Origin of the sequence: Mesorhizobium sp. BR1-1-13, from assembly GCF_020165515.1 — a bacterium.
GTDB lineage: Bacteria > Pseudomonadota > Alphaproteobacteria > Rhizobiales > Rhizobiaceae > Mesorhizobium.
This window is the reverse complement of sequence record NZ_JAIUIH010000001.1, coordinates 685,503-709,084: the sequence shown is the minus strand read 5'-3', so window position 1 is coordinate 709,084 and position 23,582 is coordinate 685,503. Positions and strand designations below refer to the sequence as shown.

General features: G+C 55.3%; 25 protein-coding genes. 15 read left to right on the top strand and 10 right to left on the bottom strand.

Annotation, left to right across the window (positions count from 1 at the left end; translation table 11 throughout):
- Positions 1 to 1,279: 1,279 nt before the first annotated feature.
- Positions 1,280 to 3,985 (bottom strand): ATP-binding protein, encoded by a 2,706-nt coding sequence (locus tag LB533_RS03525; RefSeq protein ID WP_224676681.1) that lies wholly within the window; start codon positions 3,983 to 3,985, stop codon positions 1,280 to 1,282.
- A 583-nt stretch (positions 3,986 to 4,568) separates the two neighbouring features.
- On the opposite strand from LB533_RS03525, the gene LB533_RS03520 reads away from it, so the two are divergent.
- Together LB533_RS03520 and LB533_RS03515 are read left to right on the top strand one after the other, a co-directional pair.
- The gene (locus LB533_RS03520) at positions 4,569 to 5,456 is read left to right on the top strand and encodes an SMODS domain-containing nucleotidyltransferase (RefSeq protein ID WP_224676680.1); all 888 of its coding nucleotides are present in this window, start codon (positions 4,569 to 4,571) and stop codon (positions 5,454 to 5,456) included.
- Between the two features lie 20 nt (positions 5,457 to 5,476).
- Positions 5,477 to 5,983 (top strand): hypothetical protein, encoded by a 507-nt coding sequence (locus LB533_RS03515; protein WP_224676679.1) that lies wholly within the window; start codon positions 5,477 to 5,479, stop codon positions 5,981 to 5,983.
- 393 nt (positions 5,984 to 6,376) lie between these two features.
- On the opposite strand, the gene LB533_RS03510 is transcribed toward LB533_RS03515, so the two are convergent.
- The gene (locus tag LB533_RS03510) at positions 6,377 to 7,309 is read right to left on the bottom strand and encodes a DUF2971 domain-containing protein (RefSeq protein WP_224676678.1); all 933 of its coding nucleotides are present in this window, start codon (positions 7,307 to 7,309) and stop codon (positions 6,377 to 6,379) included.
- A gap of 577 nt (positions 7,310 to 7,886) precedes the next feature.
- Between LB533_RS03510 and LB533_RS03505 the strand changes: the two genes are divergently transcribed.
- On the top strand, positions 7,887 to 8,396 hold the full coding sequence (locus LB533_RS03505; protein ID WP_224676677.1) for a hypothetical protein: 510 nt from the start codon (positions 7,887 to 7,889) through the stop codon (positions 8,394 to 8,396).
- 371 nt (positions 8,397 to 8,767) lie between these two features.
- Positions 8,768 to 9,343: a hypothetical protein gene (locus LB533_RS03500; protein ID WP_224676676.1), complete on the top strand. Its 576-nt coding sequence runs from the start codon at positions 8,768 to 8,770 to the stop codon at positions 9,341 to 9,343.
- A gap of 232 nt (positions 9,344 to 9,575) precedes the next feature.
- Here LB533_RS03500 and LB533_RS03495 read toward each other — a convergent pair whose 3' ends face one another.
- Together LB533_RS03495 and LB533_RS03490 are read right to left on the bottom strand one after the other, a co-directional pair.
- Positions 9,576 to 10,064, bottom strand: coding sequence for a Pycsar system effector family protein (locus LB533_RS03495; RefSeq protein WP_224676675.1), 489 nt, complete (start codon positions 10,062 to 10,064; stop codon positions 9,576 to 9,578).
- Positions 10,065 to 10,090: 26 nt separating this feature from the next.
- Positions 10,091 to 10,786: an adenylate/guanylate cyclase domain-containing protein gene (locus tag LB533_RS03490; protein WP_224676674.1), complete on the bottom strand. Its 696-nt coding sequence runs from the start codon at positions 10,784 to 10,786 to the stop codon at positions 10,091 to 10,093.
- 474 nt (positions 10,787 to 11,260) lie between these two features.
- Here LB533_RS03490 and LB533_RS03485 point away from each other — a divergent pair, with 474 nt between their 5' ends.
- The 11 genes from LB533_RS03485 to LB533_RS03435 all read left to right on the top strand — a co-directional run bounded on the left by LB533_RS03485 (position 11,261) and on the right by LB533_RS03435 (position 19,404).
- Positions 11,261 to 11,563 carry a hypothetical protein gene (locus tag LB533_RS03485; RefSeq protein WP_224676673.1) on the top strand — a complete coding sequence of 101 codons (303 nt, stop codon included), beginning with the start codon at positions 11,261 to 11,263 and terminating at the stop codon, positions 11,561 to 11,563.
- A 197-nt stretch (positions 11,564 to 11,760) separates the two neighbouring features.
- Positions 11,761 to 12,858: a hypothetical protein gene (locus LB533_RS03480; protein WP_224676672.1), complete on the top strand. Its 1,098-nt coding sequence runs from the start codon at positions 11,761 to 11,763 to the stop codon at positions 12,856 to 12,858.
- 105 nt (positions 12,859 to 12,963) lie between these two features.
- Complete coding sequence (locus LB533_RS03475) at positions 12,964 to 13,176, top strand: hypothetical protein (RefSeq protein ID WP_224676671.1); 213 nt, start codon at positions 12,964 to 12,966, stop codon at positions 13,174 to 13,176.
- Between the two features lie 28 nt (positions 13,177 to 13,204).
- Entirely contained in the window at positions 13,205 to 13,711 is a 507-nt protein-coding gene (locus tag LB533_RS03470) for a hypothetical protein (RefSeq protein WP_224676670.1), read from the top strand.
- A gap of 75 nt (positions 13,712 to 13,786) precedes the next feature.
- Positions 13,787 to 14,560 carry a hypothetical protein gene (locus tag LB533_RS03465; RefSeq protein WP_224676669.1) on the top strand — a complete coding sequence of 258 codons (774 nt, stop codon included), beginning with the start codon at positions 13,787 to 13,789 and terminating at the stop codon, positions 14,558 to 14,560.
- 13 nt (positions 14,561 to 14,573) lie between these two features.
- The gene (locus LB533_RS03460; protein WP_224676668.1) at positions 14,574 to 15,104 is read left to right on the top strand and encodes a DUF6338 family protein; all 531 of its coding nucleotides are present in this window, start codon (positions 14,574 to 14,576) and stop codon (positions 15,102 to 15,104) included.
- 71 nt (positions 15,105 to 15,175) lie between these two features.
- Positions 15,176 to 15,430: a hypothetical protein gene (locus LB533_RS03455; protein ID WP_224676667.1), complete on the top strand. Its 255-nt coding sequence runs from the start codon at positions 15,176 to 15,178 to the stop codon at positions 15,428 to 15,430.
- Positions 15,431 to 15,585: 155 nt separating this feature from the next.
- The gene (locus tag LB533_RS03450; RefSeq protein WP_224676666.1) at positions 15,586 to 16,365 is read left to right on the top strand and encodes a hypothetical protein; all 780 of its coding nucleotides are present in this window, start codon (positions 15,586 to 15,588) and stop codon (positions 16,363 to 16,365) included.
- On the top strand, positions 16,355 to 17,503 hold the full coding sequence (locus tag LB533_RS03445; RefSeq protein WP_224676665.1) for a pentapeptide repeat-containing protein: 1,149 nt from the start codon (positions 16,355 to 16,357) through the stop codon (positions 17,501 to 17,503). The genes LB533_RS03450 and LB533_RS03445 overlap by 11 nt, the downstream gene beginning before the upstream one ends.
- 218 nt (positions 17,504 to 17,721) lie before the next feature.
- On the top strand, positions 17,722 to 18,687 hold the full coding sequence (locus LB533_RS03440; protein ID WP_224676664.1) for an HNH endonuclease: 966 nt from the start codon (positions 17,722 to 17,724) through the stop codon (positions 18,685 to 18,687).
- Between the two features lie 66 nt (positions 18,688 to 18,753).
- A complete protein-coding gene (locus LB533_RS03435; protein WP_224676663.1) occupies positions 18,754 to 19,404 on the top strand; it encodes a recombinase family protein in 651 nt (216 codons plus the stop codon).
- On the opposite strand, the gene LB533_RS03430 is transcribed toward LB533_RS03435, so the two are convergent.
- From LB533_RS03430 to LB533_RS03405, 6 genes are all read right to left on the bottom strand, one after another.
- A complete protein-coding gene (locus LB533_RS03430; protein WP_224676662.1) occupies positions 19,401 to 19,946 on the bottom strand; it encodes a hypothetical protein in 546 nt (181 codons plus the stop codon). The genes LB533_RS03435 and LB533_RS03430 overlap by 4 nt on opposite strands.
- A 51-nt stretch (positions 19,947 to 19,997) precedes the next feature.
- Positions 19,998 to 20,639 carry a hypothetical protein gene (locus LB533_RS03425; protein WP_224676661.1) on the bottom strand — a complete coding sequence of 214 codons (642 nt, stop codon included), beginning with the start codon at positions 20,637 to 20,639 and terminating at the stop codon, positions 19,998 to 20,000.
- Positions 20,640 to 20,874: 235 nt separating this feature from the next.
- The gene (locus tag LB533_RS03420; protein ID WP_224676660.1) at positions 20,875 to 21,705 is read right to left on the bottom strand and encodes an excalibur calcium-binding domain-containing protein; all 831 of its coding nucleotides are present in this window, start codon (positions 21,703 to 21,705) and stop codon (positions 20,875 to 20,877) included.
- 3 nt (positions 21,706 to 21,708) lie between these two features.
- Positions 21,709 to 22,182 carry a hypothetical protein gene (locus LB533_RS03415; RefSeq protein ID WP_224676659.1) on the bottom strand — a complete coding sequence of 158 codons (474 nt, stop codon included), beginning with the start codon at positions 22,180 to 22,182 and terminating at the stop codon, positions 21,709 to 21,711.
- Between the two features lie 350 nt (positions 22,183 to 22,532).
- Positions 22,533 to 22,976: a hypothetical protein gene (locus LB533_RS03410; protein WP_224676658.1), complete on the bottom strand. Its 444-nt coding sequence runs from the start codon at positions 22,974 to 22,976 to the stop codon at positions 22,533 to 22,535.
- 90 nt (positions 22,977 to 23,066) lie between these two features.
- On the bottom strand, positions 23,067 to 23,504 hold the full coding sequence (locus LB533_RS03405) for a MucR family transcriptional regulator (protein WP_263487250.1): 438 nt from the start codon (positions 23,502 to 23,504) through the stop codon (positions 23,067 to 23,069).
- Between the last annotated feature and the right edge of the window lie 78 nt (positions 23,505 to 23,582).

The following is a 23,582-nucleotide window of genomic DNA, read 5'->3' as shown; positions in this document are numbered from 1 at the left end:
CGGCATTGACGTTGCGCTGAGTCCGGCAACGGAAAGCCTTCATCCTCTGGAAGGTACTTCCTCAACGCGGAGCGATGGCGAACACCGGAGGCACTTCCTCACGCGGCGACCGGGAGCCGGAGCAGTCATTCACCACTTGACGATTGCCAGTCCTCGAACAGCCTCAGGCGCGAAACTCGCTTAGGAAGGTCTTTCCTGTAGCACGGCCCGACTGCGTTGATGATGGACATGTGACATCTCAGGGTATGGCTAACGCCCTTTTACCATAGGCGTCTTCAAGTGCGACGTGCCGCAGTCATTGCGGCAGGCTGAGTTTTCGGCGTACGGTGGTGGCGTCGAAGACGACGGAGGGGTGAATGGCGATTCTCTGGAAGTCGGTCGTCGTCGCGCTTGCCACGGCTTGTTTGTCTCTTGGCGGCGCTGCCGCTGCTGATATGCCAGAGCCGAAGGGGCCAGAGCACTTTGCACCCTTCAACATTCGTCTTGGCCAATACAACACCCAAGGCGGTAGTCCCATAAAGTGGATGGAGACCTCAAGAACGCGAGATGTCTATTTCTCAATAAGCTTCGATGCCCGACAGAGCCGGAACCCTTGCGCGGTCTGCGCGCAGGTTTTGATAGAACTAGCGCGGGACGACGGGAGATCCCCTGATTTCCTAGGCTTCCCGCTACACAAAATTGACGCCGGCTGCGCGGACTCTCGCGACCCTTCACCGGCATTCTCGGTAACCAAATCATTCAACCAACTGTTGCGACAATCGCGTTATCGATGGCGGGCCCAGGTCGTACTGCACTATAGGGGGTACAACTACGTTAACGGCAGGGAGTGGTGCGGAGACGATGCCATCGCTCCGGCGAGCGATTGGATGGTAGGCGTCGGCACCCACACGCCAAACCCCGGATACTATTCGTTCCAAACCCCTTAGGATTGCGACGGCTTTCTAGTGCAGCGATAGCTTATCGTGGTAGTGGGTCTACGTGAAGGTAAAACGTTGGCCTAACCATCGCTTCGTCTTCATAGCCGTCATACCCGATTCGTCTTTGAAAGAACTACCCACTGCGGTTGCTTAGAGATATCTAATATCTGGCGAACTTATCTTACTGACATTGTGCCACATTAATTTTCAGGAGACACTAGGATTCCGGCATGGACTGGTGTCCTGACCGGCATACGAGCAGGCGCAGCGGAGGCTTTCGAAAGTGGGAAGCAACCAGATTCTAGCCGGCTCCTAGAGTGGAATTTCACTCCGCTCGCCAGGCCGAAAATCCATGCTCGTCTTCACGCGGAGCCGACCATTTGACCAATAGTGAAATCGTGGACCGCAGCCATATTGGCGGCCGTGTTGATTGTCGCACTTTGCGGATAGCGACGGGCCAGGAATCCGATTCTGATCCTGCATGTTCTAACTAGGTCGTTAAGGCCGAAACGGGCTAGCGCCGAAATGACGTTGTGGAATGCAACGGCGACGAATTCGTTGGGCTCAAGCTGACCCTCAATCCCTAGATCCAAACTTGCGTCAAGCAGACGACTGAACCACATGATGGTGTCATCCCTCAGATTAGCTGCGCTGGAAACTCGGCAGGCATACTCGCAGGCGTTAGCCACTGGATGGGTTGCAGCGACGTGCGCGCGTGGGAGTCTTGAGTACAGCTTCCACCACAAGCCAGCCCAAACGAAGAACGCATCAAAATCTTCGCTCTCCTTGTAAACGTGCTGCTCCATGACCAACGCAATCAGCCGGAATTGAGCAAGTCTCGCCGAGAGATTTCCATCAAATTCGATGTCGTCCAGGTTGGCGGTAGCGAGCCGCGCCCATCTCTCCCCCTCGTTCAGTTGACCGATGTCTCGGCAGTCGCGTACGTACGCAATGGCCACCTCAGCTTTCACGGTCCAGGCCAACTCCTCGTCTGTCTCGTCGAGGGTTCGCTCCATCAAACGCCTCCGCCACTCGTGCAATGCATGCATATCGCCAGACCTCGCGTAAGCGTGCATCACATGGAGCACAATGCCGTAGCGGACTACCCAGCGGATCTTGGTGTCGGCTGCTTGTATCCTGCTGTAAATGCTGTCCAAGCGAGGGATCCACGCGACAATGTTGTGAGGCTGGGCCTTCCCTGCGAACATATTGGCTGCCGTGTTAACAGCGTCGATCAAATTTGGGGCTGCTATTAGAAGGAACCGGTGAAACTTATATTCCATCAGCGGGCTGATGCATTTTAGCAAGCGGTTGATTAGATCTTCGTCTTCCACCGCTACGGCCATCAACATCAGATGCGCTATGACGACGGCAAACGGTACGACAACGTCCTCGTCGTTTAGACGATGAATAACTATACGCTCGAAAGACGGATACAATTCATAGGCCAGTTGCTTTGATCCGGCATCGATCAAGAAGGACAGCATTATGGCAAGCGTCGATCCCAGCACGAGCCTATCGTCACTGCCGCCAGCGTCGCTCGCGCGTACTACCTCATTGTAGAGTTCTGCGAACACTCCTTCAAAATCGTCTGCTTCTCGATAATATTTAACAATATTGCAATAAAAGTTGCAGACGAGGCGCGTAAGTTCCCGGTCGAATGGCCTGGCAGCAGCAATGGCCCGCACTCGTTCGAGCACCTTCCTCGCGTCGAAGTCCGGACGAACGACATGGTCGATCTCTCCATTTTCACACGCTAGCGCTAGCGCGTCTTTGACTTCGGCGAGAACTTCCGCCCGTATGTGTGGTGCGTTCTGATCGAGGCACTCTTGGGCATTTGCGATGAAGGCAAGACGCTCTGAAAGCTTCAACTGCTCGGATTGCCGGTACAGAGACCCTAGTCGTTTCTGGAACATCCACCCGTCCAAGCGTGCAGCAAACTTAATAATCCGGTCTACATCGTGCAATGGCATTGTGGATAGCGCTTGGTAAACAATCTCGTCACCAAGCGGAGCCGGGTCGATCGCCGGCACGGAATGATGAAGGAAACTCACATCCATACCTTCGAAGAGGCGCTGCAGACCTTGAATAGAACGAAGGCCTGAAAGTCCCATGGCATCCAGGTCCTTCAATCGCACGGGGCCAACCATTGCTGCCATGAGAACGATCTGCCGCTCTAGGTCCGTAGATGCAAGATCAAGCCTCCGACTTGCTCGTCTTTTCAGTTCACGCTTCGGCTCGTTCCCGAGCATCACGAACAGCGGTCGCCCGCTCGCTTGCCGCAATATCTGCTCATCAACACCGGGCACTATCTGCTTGAGGTCGGCATCAGAGACGCTCTGAAGACTCAAATGTCCCAGAGACCGCGCCACGAGTTCTGCGGACACTTTGTCGTCAATGCTCAATGGTATCGCTGGAACGAATTGATCCACGAGCAAAACGATGATCGTCTGGCTTCGACGGGATATGCACTCATGAACGAGCGACCAAAGTTCTGTGCGGGAACTGGCATCATCGATAATAATGGCTGTCTTACGCCTAAAATACTCTCCTTTTAGATCCAATGGCCGGACAGATGGCTCTAGGATGCCCGCGTCCCAACCTTCGTTGGCAAGCTGTTTACCCCATTCTAGAGCAAGCCGGGTTTTGCCGATGCCTTCCGCTCCAGTCAACACAAGGTAGCCAGATCGCAACTCTTTGGCCCTTGTAAATGAAAAAAGGCGCCCAAGCTCCTGAGCACGGCCGAGAAACGGAGTGCTCGCGGAAATCGCGCGCAGAGCGTCTGCTTGCTTGTCCTCCAGAACCCCATCGAGAATTAGCGGTGGAATCGGCGGTAGCCATTCACATACCGCCTTACCTTTAATCTCCAAGAGCATAGAGCCGAAGAAGATAGGCAGAAACGTAAATGCTACGGTAATCGGTAGGAGCCTACCGAGTAGATACCCCTCCAGGTCCTTAAATGTCTTCTCGTCCCAAATGTTGGCGACGAATGCGTGGATGACGGCTGACCACCATCCGGCAGCGCTATTCAAGCCACTGACAACTGGGGCAGTGTCTTTGATGGCCAAATGCACCACAAGACCAAGGGCGAAAGCGAGAAGTATGCTCCAAGCGATAGCTCTTTTTAGCCGAACGGCACCCCTAGTAGATTTACTCAACCCTTGCCTCCAGCCCATGCAAGGCCAGGTTACCATGTAATTGCGCGACCTCAAGAGGACGCAAACTTGCGTTCGAGCTCCCTCAGTTTCGTTGGGTCGACTACAATGCCTAAACTGGAAAACTTGTAGCTGTTCTTGACCTGGAATCGTTATCCGACAGGTTCCGACTGAATGGTTCGATCGGTTGTGGTATTTAGGTGTCACTAATGTCTGGCGGATCGGTTAGGCTGACGTTGTGCTGTATTAATTTTCAAGGATTGCAACGGATTTCGGCGTCGGCTGGCGGGCTTGCCGGGCATACGAAGATGCCCAGCAGGAAGGCTTGCAAAAAGTGGGAAACCTTCCTGAGTCGCTGTTCTTGCAGCGCACCTAACTTTGGCGTCCGGTTGGGGTCGGCTCTCCGTCGAGGGGCGGAGCATTGCAAAGTTGTGGATGACGTGCATCACAGGCGCTCCGCTTCTGTTCTGTGCTGGTCACGAGTTGGAGAATCAAATTGTGGATCGCTGTCCGCCAACGCTTTAGGCAATTCCATTCCGACCTGAACCCGACGATGGATCAGGTCGACGATGCATTCGGAAAGGCCAAGCGCGTCGGTCAGGCCCTGGTGCGCGCCTACGGGGGTGAGGCGACTGAAACCCCGCCGATCTTCACCGTGGGTTCGTGGGGAAAGGGTACGCAGGTGCGCCCCTCGGCCGACATCGATATCATGGCCCGATTCGACCAAAGCGTACTGGAGCGGTTCCAAGCATACGCCTTCAACGGGCAATCAGCCCTCCTTCAGGAAATTAAGGAGAAGCTGGAAACACCCTACCCCCAGACCCGCAAGCGCGGCGATGGTCAGGTCGTTCAGATCGACTTCAACTCCATCATGGTGGAGCTCGTGCCCGTCTTCGCTACCGGGAACGGACAGTTCATCATGCCGAACACTAACGACGGCGGCTCGTGGAAGACGGTCGATCCGGTTGCGCAGGTCAAGCTCATCGACGATGCTGACCGGGATTACAACGGAAACTTCCGGCCGCTCTGCAAGATCATCAAGCGATGGAAGCATGAGTGCTCCGTCGATCTGAAATCCTTCGCCATAGAGCTCTTGGTCGCTGATTTCTTCCGCAATTATGCATTCGGTAAGTACGACTATTATTGGTACGACTATTATGTGCGAGACTGCCTGAAGTTCTTTAAGTCCAGGGTCAACGGATGGGTGGCGATACCTGGCACTGGCGAGATCGTACAGCTCGGCGACAAGTGGGCCTCCAAGGTCGACGCAGCCATCGCCATCGCCGAGACGGCGTGCAATTACGAACGTGACGACCTAGACATCTTGGCAGGCATGGAATGGCAGAAAATCTTCGGACCTCGAATTCCGATCCACGTACTGTAGAAGCTCGCCGTCGAGAGATCGTGAAGGAGGCCCTCAGGCAGTCGGAAAGCTGCCTGTGGACCTCCACGATGCTGTTCACGTGGCTACGATTGGTCAGGCTTCAGCACAAGGCCGTCATCCTGCTCCCCATCATCCTGACGGGCCTCGCTGGCTTCAGTTACGTCAAGGAATGGGTGCCCGCTTGGAGTGTCGCCTTGATGGCGTTCTTCTCGACGTTGATCCCGTCGATCGCGGAGGCCCTCGACATCCAAACGCACGTTGACGAGCTCAAGCGGCTAGCGGCGGAGTACAAGGCGCTCCAGGATCGCTTCCGCCGGCTCGCGAGGATCACTGCGCTAGGCAATGTAGACGAGGCGGAGAAAGCGCTTGCCGAACTCATGGATCGCATGGACGTGGCTCGGAGCTCGTCCATCACGCCGCCACAGCGGTATTTCGATGACGCCCGCCGACAGATCGAAAGTGGGCACTACGACTTCGCTGTCGACCTGTCGGCCGGCGAGATGCCGTCGGGAAAGAAGCTGGATTGACCGCTCTCTGCTCAAGCTGCCTAAGCTAAAGGTACTTTTTGACCAGCTACGATCTACTGTTGGTTGAAAGCACCGACGACTGGGGGCGCTTTATCATCATATTCGACGAACCGTACTCTTTGAGGTAGGGGGCGCTTCGACTATGTCGCCGATGAGCCGGAAGAGCTTAAACAGAATCTCTATCGCTCATTCTCAAATATCTCGAAGCGCGTCGGCGTGGACTTCCATTCACCACCCACTGTGGCCCGTTAGGGCTCGGCAATGTCTGGTGGATCTGAAGTCGCGCGAGTACTGGTCCTGACAGTGAGAACTTGGGGGTGCTCCTCGCCGGCATGGGGAGGTTCTGGGCGAAATCCTCCTGTTGCGCTGCTGGCGCAACTGAAACTCAGTATGCTATATATCCTCCAACACAAAGGTACCTGTCATTCGCTGCGGCGTTGTTCGCTGAAGCTTTGCATGAGGGTACTTCCTCTTGAGGACATAACGAACGCGATTGACCGTCTCGTCCGACGCCTTGGCTCCCACGATCACCGTGGTGACAGCCCCAGGTGGGAAAGATCGCAAGTTGATCGTATCGGCACCTAAATCAACAGTCTTTTCTATCTGTTTCATAGCGCAGTTTACGCGCCATTCCCGTTCGTATGCCCAATCCGTTGCTTTTGATGAGAACGCCGCTTGCAAATCATCAAAGAGCTCGTCGTTCTGGCCATCCAGATACTTGATCTTTTGTAACTTCGACTCCGCAGGGCTCTTGTCGTCCTTGAACCACGGGTGGTTTGTGTCGAATGCGACAACTAGCCCCGTGTGATTTCCACCATAATGAGCCCACATCGCGGGAATATCGTAGCGCTCTGATAGCGAGAAACAAAGGAGAATTGAGCCCATTTCTGTCAAGAACTCTTCTGGTGATTTGATCGAGTCAAGTCCGCTAGCAAACATATTGATGAAGCCACCCATCTGCGATCGCATGAACTCTTCTATCGACATCCCGCTTTGCTCTTTCAGCATTTCTCTCACGTGAGCGACCGGGATATTTAGCCCTGCCTCGTCCAACTTTTGTTGGATATGCTGGTCGATATAGGCAGGTGTAATTGCTGCCAGGGCCGCACCCTTCATCAACTCTATGAACTTTGGTCCGGCAAAACGCCTGAATGTCTTGCGGACTTCAAAGGAGTCGTTCGTGTCGAGAAGATGCGTGAATCGCACCATGCCACCGTCGAGCACGTCCGCGACACGATCCGCTACCATGTACTTATAGAGAACTGGCGGTGGGGGTTCGGACAGCTTGAAGTCTTCTGGCCTGAATAGATCTGGAATGTTGGACATCTACCGCTCACAAGGAATCGGAATTCTCCACCTAATATTTCAGGATCGCCGTTGAGGACGCAATGGTCTTCTGATCGAGCTACCGGCTCCAGGAGGACCGATGGGAAACGACCCGATGCGGCCCTTCAGGGCAGGCCAACGGGCGCGGTAGCTACGACCTTCATTCTGTGGCTGCTTATAGCTTAGCTGGAGTGTCCGTCCCACGGATGTTGCCGCGATCTAGCAAACGCTGATTGGGGCGGAAGGCCGCTTTCGATCCTCATTCGGACATTTCAGCCAATGCGCTACGTTGTCCGGTTCGTGACCAATGCGGCCATTGCTAGTTTGGTAGTTGCCCGGCAAGATCGGTAGAACCAGCAGCAGGAAAACTGAACAGGACATGGTGAATTCTTGCTCGTAGACACCTTCAGTGGGAAACTAGACCTGCCACGCTTGACGAAATGATAGCCAATGGAGGTTCAGACGAAATCAAGGCCGCTAAAATAGCGAGCATCGCTGATGAGCTGGCCGCATAAGCGACTAGAAGGCCAGCGAAGCGCGGTTGGATGGATAGCAACGATATACGGCTGGGGGAGAAATGGACGAGCACAAGGAAAAGATAGCGAAAGCGGCAGCCATACTTGAAAAATATGACGTAGGAAAAAACCTGACATTCCTTATAGATGGCGCGTATCGACATGGTGTGGATGGGGTCGAATGGGATCCGAACTTCAAACCGAAGGATGTACCCGGTGGCGACCGGGTCCAACGATTCACTTACGATGGAAAGACCTTTGAACTCCTCGCCGTCAACAAACGCGCGACTTGGGACGGAGAGGAATATTGGTCGGACTTCGCCCTTGTCATAGATAACGAAACCGTTCTCACGACTGTTCTCCAAACCTCCATCGGAGGGGAGTGGACGACGCGAGAGGTTTCGGTATCAAGCGTCCTCCTCAAGCTGGTGAAGCTAGGTGATTGGATGGAAGAGCTTCAAGTCGTCTGCGAGCGCTGCCGGGAGAACTGGAAGCAAATCGAGCAGCGGCTGGAGGAAGAGCGGTTAGCGAAACGGGCTTCCAATATCGACCTTGGCAAATACGGAAACTGACGATACGAGCGGCACCGTATAATGATCGTTCCGATATCGACAAGATCCAGTCTCAGTGGAACAAGATCGGACGACTGCGCGGGGGGGGACTGGTCGGCCGCCGTCCTCCGTGTGGCGACTGCGGCGGAGATTGAGGCGGTGAAACCCTCTTCAAGATGAAAGAATGGACCGGGCATGAAATCTATGCCTGCGCCAACCATACCCTCGGATTTCAGACGCCCACAATCGCGTCTGACCTCTCGACGCCTCAGGTACCTCTCGCGAGGCCCGGAGGAGGGGTTCTTATACGATCTCTAGACTCTTGTCGGACACGGATTGAGTATATTAACAATCTCTGATAAAAGACAAATGCCAGTAAAGAGGAGCGGGCCATGCGGATTGCGGGCATCTTACTTTTTGCTATAACATTATCAATTCCGACATCCGCTTTGGCAGCTGGCCCGGACTTTGTCACGCAACGGATTACTTACAAACGCGAGGTAAAATTCAATGTTTTTCAGAAGCTCGTAAAAGAGTCGACCTCAAAAGAGGGTCAGGCTGTAATTACAGCGGGTTGCGCCTACCTCGGCTGCGATCCAGCGACAGTCAACGGAGCGCTCTATAATCTGACCAATCAGCTCAATCAGACTGACAAGCAGGACCAAAAAAATTACCTGAGGCCACCGCCTGGTTGGCTGCTCGAGGCCAAAGGTCGTGCGTATTCTGGAGCCGACACCTCTAACGATGCTTGGTCACGGACTGGAGCAGCGTTCTTGATGACGGCCGGTTGGCGATTCCAGCTAGACATTCCTGGCGAGCGTTTTGCCGTCGGTATTCCATCGTCGCGATGGTTCAATGTCCACGTTGATCGGATAGGGTCAGCACTTAAGTACCTCGGCATGTCGGTATTTCAAGTAAGTGATAGCGGGACGGTGACACTTACCGAGAATCGACCCCGGATCGATTAGCGGCCGCCGTGAGGCGGACGCCATTGCGGATCGCGGTAAAGACGCTCGCCAAGCGCCAACCGCTTGCGGCCCCCGATAAATCAATGCAGCATCTGCGTCTTGATCGCGTTGACAGGCCCAGCATTTGCGGCTTTCAGCCACCGCCTTGTCGGGCAAGCCGACGATCTGGATATTGGGGTGGAATAATTCCCCAGCTCAAGTAGGCCGTACCCATCGGTAGTTCGTAAGCCCTTTACGGTGATGCGATGGGCAACTTCCAATGGACCAGCGATGTGCCGAGCAAGAGCAACGCCCACGGTAATAGCGCGACCATCGTGGCTACAGTAGCCTGCTTCAGGTAGTCGTACTTCAGCGCGACTATCTCGGAGTTACGCCAGATCTGGCCGATCACATCGCGCCTCAATGTCTCCTCATTGAGGCTCAGGTAGCGGTCTACAAAGCCTGCTTCCGTGAGCTTCGCGATCTCCTTAAAGTAAACAAGGGACGCATGGCCGCCTGTGAGGTGCGGAAATGTACACCGGTACAAGTTCCCAATGGACCAGACGATGCAGATGACGAATACGATTGCCGGGATGGCAATCCACCACGATTTTAGGTCGTCGATGGTAATGTTGATTGCGGCGAAGGCCACCTGCCCGGAAACAATGGCGAACAGCGCTGACACCTTCGAGTCAATCCGCGGAAAGAAATTCATGATGCGATCGAGCTGGCGTTCAGCCACTTCGAGTCCAATCTGGGGCGTCTCACTCACAGCGGCCACCAAAAATTAGAGCGATATATTGAGGCATTGCCCTGGGGCGTCCATGTGCGTTCTTCCCACATGTTCCTGCCGTCGGTTGCTGTTTTCGACTTGTCTTCGAGCCTGTCGTAGACCGCTTTAGTGATCCCAGACGGATAATCATGCGACAGGGTACACAGCTTTGCTGCCCAATTGGCTGCTCTGCCAATCCATACCAGGTCATTGGCGCCTCGAATGCCCGCACGAGCCACCCGCAAAGGCGAGGTGTCGATCCCGACGGTATGCTGAAGGACGTATCTTTCGGAGGGATACTGCTTTCTGAGGGCCGGCTGGATAAGTTGCTTGCAGCACCAGTTTATTTTCAACGCCGTCCTCGCTGCCGACGAGTTTTTCATCTCGCCGACGAAAACAGCCATTACTCGATCTCCGTCGTAAGCTGTTATCGAGCCGCCGTTGTCACGGATGATTTTGGCGGCGCAGCGCAGGAAAGCTTTGTAGACTTCGGCTGCGAAGAAAGCCTTGTGGGTATCAACCAGCTGGGTTGACTCGGAAATGTCCGCGTAAAGAACGGTAGCTTCAATGTCGACAGCGTCGTTCCCGAGTTTAAGGCTCGTTTCGTCCGGCACCACCATGCCGTTACGTTGAACCCACTTCTCGGCGAAAATTGTAGCTACTTCAGTCTGAAGGTCTTCTTTGATTGCCACCGCCATCTCCCAAAACAAGAGATAGACACGGGCTTGACCATTTTGAATGACTCACAACGGATACGCACAGAAATCGTTCATAGCTTCGCTTCGTTCGCCCCTTCGCTCGGCGTCGAGCGCTGCGATCATGTCGCGGCCCGAAGCCGGAATGTAGCTCGCCGCGCGACTTGCCTGACCTCGCCGACATCAAGGGCCGGGAGAGCGCCTTAGCGGGCGCTGGAAGATGCTGCCGCCGGTGGGCACAATCTGCCGATGGTGTAGATAGTTAAACGTCGAACAGCTATCCAGGGCTGCCGGGGTCAGGCGCGGCTAGTCATGACTGACCTGTCCCATTGGAGCTGTGAGCGCCTATTAGCTGCTATGGTATTTGACAGGCCTATTCGAATGGTTTGATGTGCCCTCACACGGCCGAACCGCCGTTGATCTTCACGCAAATTGCCGTGCGGAGCGAATGCTTACTGTTGAGGGGGGCGAATGAATCCGAAGACGGAAGCCGAAATTGCGATCGAAACGGACAGCACCGAGCTGGCTGCAGCATTGGCTGAGTTGGCAGGAAGCGGCAATACCTTGATCACCAAACGGGACGGTTTGGACGGAGCCACCTTGACGACGGTCCTACTCACGATCACGCCCCTCGTCGTAGGGCAGATCTTCCGATTAATAAGGGCGGAGATCGAATCCAAAAAGCACGTTCGCTTGATCTACAACGGCGTAACCATTCAGGGTGTCAGCGAAGCGACCTTGCTGAAGATCATTGAACAGAGTCGCGGCGATTGACAGCATTTGCTCCAATCGATCGCTACATAGCTCGCACGAAGCTCAATTGCCCTGAGCGCGTCAGCGAGGCGTTGTACGCCCGAATGAGAAGGACGGTAGACAAGTTCGCCGACAGATTCGGACTGAAACTCGGATTTCGCGTAGTGTATACACCCTCGCGGCGCGCCGAGAGGGTCAGATTGCCTGGGGAAAGCTGGTTGATTTATGATCAATATCTCGGCCAGACGCTTAGCTTGCTCAACCGGATTTTCGTTGAAGCGAAAGATGAAACGGCGGCTATCGTCTATTTTCATAAGTATTTCGCCGAGCGAGCCTTGGAGCTAGGGTGTCCAACGCTCGGCCTCCATTTCGCCAACTTGTACGCCGGTAGGCGCGAGATTCTCAGATCACGTGGCACCGATGATCCCAAGCGTATGCTTTACACCGTCATCCACGAACAGTTCGCGATCTTCCACGAACTGGGGCACGAGCTGCTGAACGTCGATCACAGCTACATTCGGTTTATTAAGGAGTACGTGTCCGAACTGCTCGCACACCGTCGAGACAATCATGCCAAGGGAACCATCACCTCGGTCCTTGCTAACTTTAAAAATGCAGACTCCGCAGCCTGCCACGACAAGGCGTTGGAAGTTCTCGAAGCCGAAGTTCGGGAACACTTCGACAACGATGCTGGCCGGTCCTGGCGCACGGCGTTTCAGAAACAGCTGGATGAGCCGGATACGGCAGTGGAGTTGTTCTGCGACTTCGTAGCGGTGGACTGCGTCCTCGGTGGATTCGACGGAGCCGCGAGCCTGGAAGATGTACTCAGGGCACTGTATGTCGGCTCGTATCACTTAAAGACCTTGACCTATTTCGATTGGCACTGTCTTGAAATCCTGCTTCACAGAACGACGCATCATGACATGACGTCGCGATTTTCGCGCAACTTCTTAGCTTTTCAGGTTAGGAACCAGTGCCTTCGGGAACACTTGCTTTTCGTTTATGAAGTGCGACTGAAGGAGGCCGGGAAAGAAAGCGTGCCCGAGCTGGTCGAAAGCCTCAATCAGTTGCTGCTGTTGGACCAACGTCGCCATTATGAAAGCATTTTCGATCCGGCGGCTAAGGTACTGGCTTTCGCCGGACTGGACGGCAAGCTCGATGCACTCGCGAGCGCCGTACTCAAGCGCTTCAAGGACCCCCAGAAGCTCGCGATGAAAGACGCGCTCGCAAACTTAGCCATCTTCACGAATACTGGCTGGCCAACCTCATTGATGGGAGGACGCTTTACGGCCGCGCTCGCGCGGAGTGTGAAATGAGGATCGGGGCAATCGGCAACCATTGTGGCCGGCTGAACGGACAATCTACTTCCGACAAGGGGCAGGCATGAGGCGGCATTCCTCCTCAGCTTTTGCAGAGTCCATATGGAGCCGGTAGACCTCGATAAGGTCGATACCTGGCCGGAGGAGATCGTCTCGTTTTTGGAGGCTACCGCCACCGAGCTACGCACGGAACGCTTGGCTGACCGCGCATATACTCTCACCGATACGATGCATCGGCTGCTGAACCCCCTCACCGCCTATGCATCGATGGGACGAAGCGAAAGCCCTCATCACAGCAGCGATGGCGAATCGTGATTTGCGGGCATTCCATGCGACGCGACTGATGGACTTCAGGAGCATCAAGGAAAGTGGACTGCTGCGGCTTAACCTTGAGCGCGACATTCTCCGCCTGAAGGCCGCACTCGCTGCTCACATGTCACCAAGCGAACTCATGCAAGTCGACGCGGCGGTTTCAAATATGATCGAGGCTGACTCTCATTTTGTCCGTCGGGAGGGGGCAGTATGGATGACACCGCTACGTCGATTCCTTCACAATGGAGGTTGCGAAGTGTTCTTTGAGTCGTTCGGTAGCGAGGCGGTTGAGCGCATCGCCGGTTACGCGGGCGGCAAGTTGGATGCGACGTTGAAGCAGGTGGGCGAGCCAGCAGTCGTAGTCGCCCGGTTCCCGGCCTACGGTTGGTGTAGGTTCACTGAGCATAGGCTCCCCCAGTCGATGATAGAGCTGTACCTAGAACGTCAAGGCGACTGGGAACCGATGGACTATGGGCTGGGACATCATGATCAAAAGGGACATCCCTCGCGAAGCAATCGAGGCCGTGGTCCGAAATGATGACCCGATGGTATCTGGCTGACCTATCTCGCAAAGGGCCCAGGGCGATGCTTGCCCGTTTCAGAAACTAGCCCAATGTCCATGGTCTATCCTGAGAGCCAAATCCACCACTTCTTAGAAGAGCTAGCCAAATTGTTGGATCGGGAGGATAATCTCACGATCGCCTTCCTTACTCGCGAATTCAGAAAGCCGGAAACATCCGAGCTCGTACGTCACGGCCTGGTGCGCCGGCTCCTTACCCTCACGCATGCTACTCAGCGCACTTTCGAGATTCTGACTCCATGGGAGACGGCCCCCACACATGACATGCTCATGGACGCGACGAGCCACTTGCACACCTTCGTAATTAACATCTTCGGTGCCATCGATAACCTGGCTCGCATCTGGTGCATGGAAGCTGATATCCGGAAGCCAAACGGCACTCCCCTGAAGCCAATGTCCATAGGCCTTACGCCCACCCACGTTCTGGTCCGCGCGTCGCTGTCACAGCCCTTCCAAGATTATCTTGCGAGCGCCGATGCCTGGTTCGCCTATCTCGAAAACTATCGGCACGCTCTTGCGCACCGCGTACCGCTGTATATCCCGCCGCGCCAGCTGACTGCCGAGGAAAGTGCTGAATTCGAGCGCCTGGAGCAGGAGATCGCACAGGCGAAAAACGACTACCAACGATACGGAGTGCTTCGGGGCCAGCAACAACGTCTTGGCATCTTCAATCCGCTGATTATGCACTCCTATCGCGAGCAGGCTCGCCCTGTTTACCTGCACCCGCAAATGATCTGTGATCTGTTAACAGTGATCGAGATCGGCGAGCATATGCGCCGCGAGCTGGATGGTTTGCCGCCCCCTTAGGCGCCATACTGTCTTGTTTTGCCACATTAACTGTGTCCATCTAGGTAGCCGCCGTTTTTCGTTCCAGATAAAATGGCCCGATTCGCTTGGGGCTTGGGTCGAATGGGAAATTTTTCTCTCGCTGGACGCGGTCTACGTAGCCTTCGTCTTCGTAGTGCCGGGCTACATTATTTCGTCGTTTCGTGCGCATTTCGTTACAGGGCAGAGACTGGACGGCCCGGACTATTTCGTCCGCCTCCTGACGCTGAGCGCCTTGAACTTCGCGCTGTCGGGATGGGTGATCTATCTCGCCGTGAACTCTAGCAGCGACGCGAAGGTCCGGGCGCTAGCGTGGGGTTTCGTTCTACTCGCAGCCCCAGCCATCATCGGGTTCGCAAGCGGTGTCACGTCGAAGCAGTTCCGGGAAGCGATCGAAGGTTCGGTCTACGACACCGGACAGGCCTCGAAGGAAACTAAGGTCGCGATGAAGCACCACCTGAAGCGGATGTTCGACCACATCGCTGAAATGGCCAAGCATGCTGACCAGGGAACGCAGGGATCATGAAGGGATTAGGGTTGTCTGCTTTGGGCAGAATTCGACACTGTGATGATCCGATATCCTTGCCGGGACTGTTAATGACCGCACGTACGCAGGCATCATTGGTGGCGATGATCGTTTCGATGTTTTTCGCGGGAACGGCTTCAGCCGGAGGCACACTTACCGAGAAGATTCGAGAGAATCCGACCTGCCAGCAATTTGATGACGGATGCAGCATCTGCAAAATCAGCCAGGGTGTCGCGGCGTGTTCAAGTCCGGCTATCGCCTGCATCGAAACCGAGTGGCATTGCGCATCCAATCTCTCGAAGACGGGCCAATTAGAAGGTAAGTGACGGCCTGCACATTGGTTGAGATCAATGCAAGGGCAACATCGAGCGTGAGTCTCACGTCTGTCGCAGCCTGTATGGCCCGTTACGGCATCCATCTAGGGCGTCAAGTCGACGAATGTGGTAGAATGCCAATCTGCTAAGCACACATCGATTCGAGAATGACCTTCAAATCAAGTCACTTAAATCCCCTTTCCCAATTGGTGGAATTGAAGACTCACCTGCTCGACGATGCGGAAGGGCAATCCCAAAGCCTCGTTGTTGAGCTTCGGGCGAATCCACAGGAAGTGGAAGATAAAATCGGCACGATTTCTGTTGAGATTCGAGAAGCGACTTTAGCCCTAGACATCTCAGGCATGGAAATCGTGCCAAAAACCCGAATAGGTCAGTCCGAGACAGCAGTCCCGGCGTTGCGAGAAGTGCATCGTGAGACGACGATTGCCACGGTCCGCGCATCGTCCGAGGGAGGGAAGGCCGGCGTTTCCGTCGGAATTACGGCTTCCGGCCCGGAGGCCGGTGTGCAGCTTGGCGTGGCAGCTTCAGACAGCTCGTCAGCATCTATCACAAGACGTGATACCGAGATGATAAAAGACGTGTTCCACCCGGTTCGCGCTCAGAGCGGTGATCGCTGGAAAGTCTCCATGGAGAATGGTGGGGCGCTTGATGCAACTTTTCTAGACGGGGATGTGCTCTGCAAATTGTCCCGCGTCAAAGGCGCGAATCTGGTCGGCGTTGAGTCTCGTATCGTCGTAAAGCAGAAGCACATTAACGTGAAGCTTGACGCGGACAAAGGCTTCCTTTCCTTACGTTTCCCGCGCAGCGCGAATCAAGCCAAGATCATGAAGGTTCTCATCAATAAGTCCCTGAACGATAAATCCGGTAACGCTGACTTTGCTGGCGAAATCACGTTCTCTAAATCATCTTCGTGCGATGAGGACTGAAGAAACGTTCCTTTCTGGCATTCTGTCGGAGGATGCACTCGGTCGGCTGGCGAAACTTGCGAGTGCAGAACATTCTACGTTCAGCGAGCAGGTCAAAATCGCCGGCCTTAACATTGAAAAAGACCTCCAACACGCTGACCTTTGCGGTATCGACATCAGCCGATCAGATCTTCGTGGCTTCAATCTTACGGGAGCCGACCTGCGAGGCATCACGGGCATCGAATTCGAGGTGGATTCGAGCACTGTTCTAGACGGCGCCGATCTGGAGGGTTCCGTCTTAGCCTTGCAGGTACGCCTCGATAATTTCTTTGCAAAGAACGAAAGCGCTGCAAGAGCTCTTAAAAACCTCCAACGAGCCAGTATCGTCGGCCAGCTGGAATGGGCCGCAAGAAATCTTCAGCCCTCCGGAAAGTACCACCAGATAGCTATCCCAGTCGTTGAGGGATTACTTCGCCGCTCCTCCGACAATTTCCTGAAATCGGAGTTTCTTCGATACCTTGCGCCACGCATGGGAACGCGCGCGGAGATGAAGGAGATGCTGCTGGCCTCGATCGCAGATAACCCCGACAACGCGATCATAGTTGGCAATGCGATGCAGCTGTTCAAGCGGTATGGGATGGCTAAAGATCCTACCTTACGGCGAATGGCTTTCGCCTTACTGGATAGCGCGAACGTTGGTATTAAGGGTGCGGTCTTGCACTTCCTTATGCGAAACGGAACGACGAAAGATGAATTCGAGTTCATTCGCTCGAAGGCTTACGTCGATAAGCTGTTAGGGCAGTTGTTCGTAGCCAAGGTGGCCGCTGGTCTGGGTGAAGAGTACGAACTCGTCACGCGCGATCCGATAACGAATCAGACCTTCGCGCCTGATGCTGTCGTCCGGGCCCCAACGCTGCTCCTGATCGCGCGTCGATGGTTGAGACTCGATTGGGGACCTGACCGAAGCGACGACAATGTTCCGCTCCTTCAGAAGCGTATATCGCTGCATAGTTCGTGGCCTCCGGACGTTGTCGAACGTCGAGTTGCGGATGTTGAGGAACTATTCCGCCAGCTCCGAACGGAAGGAATAGGCTTCGACTGGGAGGCATTATCCTCCGCAAACGAAAGTGGCAGGGTCCACGTGCCGGTCGCTAACTAGGCCCTGAAGGATGTGGGGCGCCCTTAGACCTGGACCCGGCGAGCGGTGAGTACCTCGTTGTCCTGAGCCAAATTCAGATGGACAGCCTTAAAACATAAACCAGCGTTTATGTTTGACGACGGTGGCGAGAGAGCTCGAGGCCTCTGTCAACTTGCAGGTGACGAGGCGGATGAGATAGGCATCACGTTGCAAGTTTCTACAGCGTTGGGGAGGCTGTCATGAGCGTCTGGTGGGTTAATCTCGGTGAAAGGTTCAAGGCGCAATTGGCCATCGGGGCGCTATGGTGTCCCAACAGATCAGTTCGCGAAGACGGAACACTTACAGCTCCTCAGTGGCATTGGTCGATCATTGAAGGCGCTAGCGCCGGCGAGTTTGTGGTTCTGGCGCGAGACGGCCGCATCGAGGGAATTGGGATCTTCAAGCAAGCCGCAATCCCCGACACTCCGAAACCGCGGGGTTTTCCAGAGCATCAGTGGCACAATATGGGTTGGCTGCTTCCAACAACGTTCGTTCTCTTCAAGAAGCGAAGATCACGGGATGAACTGACCGCAGGGCTGTTCGGCGAAAAGGTCTTGCACAGTCCACTTTTCAATGACGGGCAAGGCAAAGGACGCGGAGCCCAGATCTATCTGGCGCGAGTGAGAGATACGGACGGTATCGCGCTTTTCGAGAGGATCGCTGAAATACTCGACCTTGAACAGCCAGGATGGTTAGAGCGCAGCATTGCGAACGCCTCGGCCGATCAAGCTCCACCCGAGCCCGGATCGCCAGCTGCGACTACGCGAAAAGCGATAATTCAAGCTCGTGTCGGTCAGGGACAATTCCGAAAGAGCCTCCTAGATATGTGGGGCGGTAAGTGCTGCGCCACCGGCTTGGACATCGCTGATCTCTTGGTTGCCTCTCACATTCACGCCTGGGCGGCAGCGAGTGATGTGGAGAAGCTGGACAAATTCAACGGCCTGCTATTATCCCCTGCCTTCGATGCGGCTTTCGACAAAGGTCTGATTAGTCTCGCGGATGACGGTACGTGGTTGAATGCCGCTAGTCTGTCGGCGGCTCAATTGGAGCAGGCTGGCCTCGCTAACCTCGATCGCTACAGAGTTTTGGGTCTTACGCCGAACCATGCCAAATACCTTGCACTCCATCGCCAGAGCGCTCTGGAACGAGCGAAGGCGTTGGCCTGACTAGGCCGATAAGTATACGCGCCGACACCGTTGATCCTGGGAGGGTAATCTCAGATACCCTCGTCCATGAAATACGTCGGCTATTACCGCGTTTCGACCAAAAAACAGGCTCGTTCCGGGCTTGGATTAGAGGCTCAGCAGCAGATGGTCCGGCAATTTGCCGGAACAAATGGTGAGCTGGTCGGAGAATTCGTTGAGGTGGAATCAGGCAGGAACGATCGACGAATTGAACTGGCAAAAGCCATAAACGCTGCGAAAAAGGCCGGAGCTTCCCTGCTAATCGCCCGTTTGGACCGCTTTTCGAGACGTGTCAGCTTCATTTCCGCGATGATGGAGAAAGGGGTTCGCCTGGTCATCGTTGAGATGCCGAATGCCACGGACTTTCAACTGCACATTTTTGCGGCGCTGGCTCAGGAGGAGCGCCGGTTGATTTCCGAGAGGACGAAGGCAGCACTAGTTCAGGCTAAGCGAAAGGGAACTAAGCTGGGGCGAAATGGCAGCATCCTGTCCACCGCAAACAAGGCCAGAGCGAAGAACTACGCTGGCCAGTTTCGGGAGTTACTGCCCGACCGTTGGGAAACAATGTCATACTCGGAGCTTGCGCGACGACTCAATGAGGCGGGTCTGACCACGGTCAACGGCAACCGCTTCTACCCTCAGACTGCAAAGAACCTCGTTGCGGTGCTAATCTCCTCTCAATGGACAACGGCTTGCTAGCCGAAGTGCAACAATTCAGCATTGGAAACCAACGAGAGGCAAGGCCACCTAGTTGGGTCATGCGGCAGGCTTCCCTTCGTATAGACTCGCAAGGCGCCCGGCGAAATTGGCCCATATGCGATCATTGAGCCCCGACGTTTTATGGCCTCGACAAAGATGTCCGCGGCCGGTTTGCTGGGGTCCTCATTTCGTAAGACCTGAGCGATCTCGGTCGCGGTGCCGTAAGACCAATCAAGCCCCACATATCTCGGAAGCGCTTCGTTCTCAAAGGCCAGGCAAATGAATGGTCCCGATTGCACGGGCGGCGGCACAATGTCCGTTCCTAGGGGGTTTACGCAGACAATTTTCCTTGCGTGTGCGCCAAAAGCATCGAGGACTTGTTGCGGTGCATTTGCATCGGAATGAGGCAGAAGCCCTTGGGCGCGGATGTCGTCAGCATTTCCTATCGGCGTGAGGTGATAGTACCATTTAAACCGACTGCCGATGGCCGTTCGCATTGCTTGCGGATTGTCCACCGTTTCCTGCAAAATGTCGCTGCCCACGCCTTGGCACATACCAAATCCCCACAGTTGAAATCACACGGGCCGCCGGCCCTAGTTGCGGCTCCGCCCAAATATTCGGGCTACAACCTCAAGATGGTGCTTCTCCGTTTTTCGTATCAGGCCCTCTATTCGCTCCGATTGACGGGAGCCTTCGAAAGGTCGAGCCATGACGAACAGATCAGTGGACCTGCCGACCGCGGCGGAACCCCACCGGTCGATGCCTAAGGTGTCCGTTTCCTCGTCATCTATGCGAGCGATCAACCCGTCAAAATAGAATCGAAAGGCCCGCACTCGCTGTTCCGGAACCTCATCAACTGCTTCATAGGTCACATAGTCCGCGGTAGGGGTGGCGTTGTGCCAAGGGCCACGCGTCGTTACTTGAGTGAGTGTTGTCGGAAATATCGTCTGAGGCTCCGGATCACCTTCTGCCACCATCCTACGAAGCACCTCCAGACGGATGTCGCTCAGCGTTATTGAGGAAAATCCTGGGAGTTGTGTGATGGCGGCTCGCCAGAGAAGGCTAAGAAAAAACAGTCGAAGTAGCCTGAAATGCGGGGTCTTCAATCTTCGAAAGCTCCACCCAGGAACCGGCCATTCAATCTCTGAATTGTCGAGTCGCTCAGCCTCGCCGAAGGATCCCCATAGCAACTTAAGGCGCCTTAGCTCGACGATGGCTCGGTCGTCGTAGCGCATCAGGATATCTTCGCCAGCTCGGGTAACGATCTCCCGATCGTGCCAAGAATCGAAACGTTGGCTTGGTCGGCGTCCCTCCCCGGCCTCGACCCTTGGCTCACCCGGGACCGGAGATCTCGTCACAGCTTTAGGGAGAAGGTGGCTTCTTACCAACTTCCCGGACTGGCCGGTGAGTTTGCAAATGCCGTATCGGCTTGGTTTCAAGGTAATTTGCTGCCCCGACTGCCATTTGGCATCAGCATAGCGTCTCGCACGCAACCCCATCGCCGTCCCGATCCAACTTCCCGCCCCATGAGCAGTTCTGCAAATACCATTGAGCCTCGTCGCACGAGTTGATCTGTTTGCATGTCCGCCGGGGCTCGCACGAATAGCCGCTCTGCGCGACCAGGCGGCGGCTGATAATGCCGAGCGGCTGGCCCGCTACCGGCCTCGCGTCGTCTCCATGCTCTGCACGCCATTCCCACGGCTCCTGGAACGCGCCGACCCACAAGCCGATCTTCGCAGCTTCAGCTTTCGACTGTTGCGCCGCATAGGCGCCGTGGCTGTAGCGAGGCCAATCCAGCGCCTGGCCGTGCTCGACCATCCAAGCGGCCACGCTGGTGCCGTCGGGGCGCCGGCAGTTACCGACGAACCGGTGATAGCGATCCCAAGCCACGAACGTGCACTGCACCGGCCTCGAGGTGGCCAGGAAGCCATCCAGCGCTTCGGCCGATCGCCGGCCGCAGGGATATTCAAAGCTCTTGGCGTCATCGCAGTATTGCCTGCTCTCCGGCGCATCGATGCCGTTGAAGCGGATACGCTGCCCGTGGATCTCGATTGTGTCGCCGTCAATGACGGAAGCGACGCCGACGATCAGTGCCGGCTGCGGCCCTATCAAGTTCGACAGGTTAAACTCTAGCAAGTTGTCGCCGTGCGTCATGGCGGTTTGCGCCGCCAGCCCGCCGGCTGCGGCGACCGTCCCGAGGATCAGCCGCAGCGGCACGCTTGCCCAGCAACGTGCCTGCGAGCGTTTGGCGCCGGTCCGCTGGCGCCAGTCAGACTGTTTGTCGTGCCGTGATCTATCCATCGCCTATGCTGACCAGCCCGGCCATGCGCTGTCGATCATGGGCATTGCGGCGCAGTAGTAGTCGTCAACGAACCGTCCTGTGGCCCGATCCCGGCACCGCCAGATCACGCTGTAATTTTGGCTGTAGAACTGGTCCCAGGCGACGCCGTAAACCGTAGGGGGTGGGCGGTAATATCCACCGCCGTAGCCGTTGTTGGCGGCAACAGCGACCGCCGCGCCACCCACAGCCGCGACAGCTATGCCAGTCGCGACGGCATTGTCGGTCTGTATCAGCCTCGTACACTTCTCGGCCGTTGCGCCGCGTCGAACTAGAAGTGCAGCGATCCGACTTCGGTATTGCTCGTCGGTGCTGCTAGCCAAAGCGTGACAAAGCGCTGTTGTGTTCTGAGCCGTAAGATCACTATCGGAAACATTGGCGTTCGTTGAGCACCCGCCGATGAACACGACCGCGCTCGCAAGAAATGCTCTCGCCTTCATTGATAATCCCCCCGGCTGAATAGTTGGGGTATTTCAAGGCTCAAGTCTACAACTTTGTTTGCAGTTCCGGGAACTGGCTATCGTGTCCGACTGACGCTTGAGCCTGGACCCAACCCTCGCTCCCTGATGCTTGTTGATCCCCCCGCCGGCCTCGCCTGCGGCTGCTCCACTGCGCTCACAAACATTGACAGACACGTATGGAGGAAGGATGCTTACAGCGTGTCAATCATCACGTGCTAAATTAGCTAAATGGCATAGCCCGATTTTCAGAGTGCGTAAACGTTCCGGCTGAGGCCGGCTTCCGTGCATTCCACCTAGTCAACCGGGCGGGCCTCATCCGCTGCTGGATTTCAGGGAGAAGTAGCGAAATACCCGTTGTTCAATTCATAGACCATCGCAAGAGCATATTCTTCCCCGTCAAATGTCACACGAAACGCAGTCGATTTTTTCACCCACGATCGACTGTTGCTATAGCTCATGATCGTTGTTTTGCCGCTTATCCGATCAAACTCGGCGTTGAAGAAGAAATCGACTTTTGCGAAATGCGCTACTCCCCGAGCCGCGATTGCGCTGTCGTCGTCTTGATAGATAGCCAAGTTCTGATCAGCCAAACTTGTACGAACAGAAGGCCGATCGATAAGGACAGAGACTGTCGTCTCTTCCTTTGAGGCATTCACACCATCATAACCGATGAACCGGAACACCGCAGTGCAATCGGTTCGGCGAGCGACAGATTCGACGATACCGCGAACCCCGCAACGGCCACAAAAACGACCCTGATTCGCATCTTCCATTCCTCTGCCCCGTAGCAATGACGGATCAGAACAAACGACGCGAGAAGTCAGCCGGGACGACCGACAATCAACCAGATCGCCAATGCAAAGCTAGGCCTTCCGCCTCGCGGCCATCTTCTTAGCTGGCTTTTCAATCACCTTGCGCCCGAGCCCGCTGGACTTCGCCAGCGCCGATCGCTGTGCAGCATAGTTCGGCGCCACCATCGGATAATCCGGCTTCAATTCCCATTTCGCACGGTATTCGTCGGGCGTCAGATTGAAGTGGGTCATCAGGTGGCGCTTCAGCGATTTGAATTTTTTCCCGTCCTCAAGACAGACGATGTAGTCGGGAAACACCGATCGCTTTGGGTTAACAGCAGGCGTAAGAGCCGGCTTCTCAGGTTCCAGGGGCTGCCCGAGTTTTGAAAGCGACGAATTCACGCTCCGGATCAGTTCCGGGAGTGACGCCACTGGTACAGCGTTCTTGCTGACGTAAGCGGAAACAATGTCTGCGGTTAATTCGATCAGGCTGGTCGCTTCGTCGGCCAAGATGAATCTCCTTTGAGAAGTCCCTTGCTGTCGTAGCTTTTGAAAATCGACTAATCAACGACAGAAGTGACTGTCGGA

Excerpts from the sequence above, each read along its gene's own strand:
- LB533_RS03510 (WP_224676678.1), bottom strand. The coding sequence starts at position 7,309 with ATGTCCAACATTCCAGATCTATTCAGGCCAGAAGACTTCAAGCTGTCC.
- LB533_RS03505 (WP_224676677.1), top strand. The coding sequence starts at position 7,887 with ATGGACGAGCACAAGGAAAAGATAGCGAAAGCGGCAGCCATACTTGAA.
- LB533_RS03500 (WP_224676676.1), top strand. The coding sequence starts at position 8,768 with ATGCGGATTGCGGGCATCTTACTTTTTGCTATAACATTATCAATTCCG.
- LB533_RS03485 (WP_224676673.1), top strand. The coding sequence starts at position 11,261 with ATGAATCCGAAGACGGAAGCCGAAATTGCGATCGAAACGGACAGCACC.
- LB533_RS03475 (WP_224676671.1), top strand. The coding sequence starts at position 12,964 with ATGGAGCCGGTAGACCTCGATAAGGTCGATACCTGGCCGGAGGAGATC.
- LB533_RS03470 (WP_224676670.1), top strand. The coding sequence starts at position 13,205 with ATGGACTTCAGGAGCATCAAGGAAAGTGGACTGCTGCGGCTTAACCTT.
- LB533_RS03465 (WP_224676669.1), top strand. The coding sequence starts at position 13,787 with ATGTCCATGGTCTATCCTGAGAGCCAAATCCACCACTTCTTAGAAGAG.
- LB533_RS03455 (WP_224676667.1), top strand. The coding sequence starts at position 15,176 with ATGACCGCACGTACGCAGGCATCATTGGTGGCGATGATCGTTTCGATG.
- LB533_RS03450 (WP_224676666.1), top strand. The coding sequence starts at position 15,586 with ATGACCTTCAAATCAAGTCACTTAAATCCCCTTTCCCAATTGGTGGAA.
- LB533_RS03445 (WP_224676665.1), top strand. The coding sequence starts at position 16,355 with ATGAGGACTGAAGAAACGTTCCTTTCTGGCATTCTGTCGGAGGATGCA.
- LB533_RS03440 (WP_224676664.1), top strand. The coding sequence starts at position 17,722 with ATGAGCGTCTGGTGGGTTAATCTCGGTGAAAGGTTCAAGGCGCAATTG.
- LB533_RS03435 (WP_224676663.1), top strand. The coding sequence starts at position 18,754 with ATGAAATACGTCGGCTATTACCGCGTTTCGACCAAAAAACAGGCTCGT.
- LB533_RS03425 (WP_224676661.1), bottom strand. The coding sequence starts at position 20,639 with ATGCGCTACGACGACCGAGCCATCGTCGAGCTAAGGCGCCTTAAGTTG.
- LB533_RS03420 (WP_224676660.1), bottom strand. The coding sequence starts at position 21,705 with ATGGATAGATCACGGCACGACAAACAGTCTGACTGGCGCCAGCGGACC.
- LB533_RS03415 (WP_224676659.1), bottom strand. The coding sequence starts at position 22,182 with ATGAAGGCGAGAGCATTTCTTGCGAGCGCGGTCGTGTTCATCGGCGGG.
- LB533_RS03410 (WP_224676658.1), bottom strand. The coding sequence starts at position 22,976 with ATGGAAGATGCGAATCAGGGTCGTTTTTGTGGCCGTTGCGGGGTTCGC.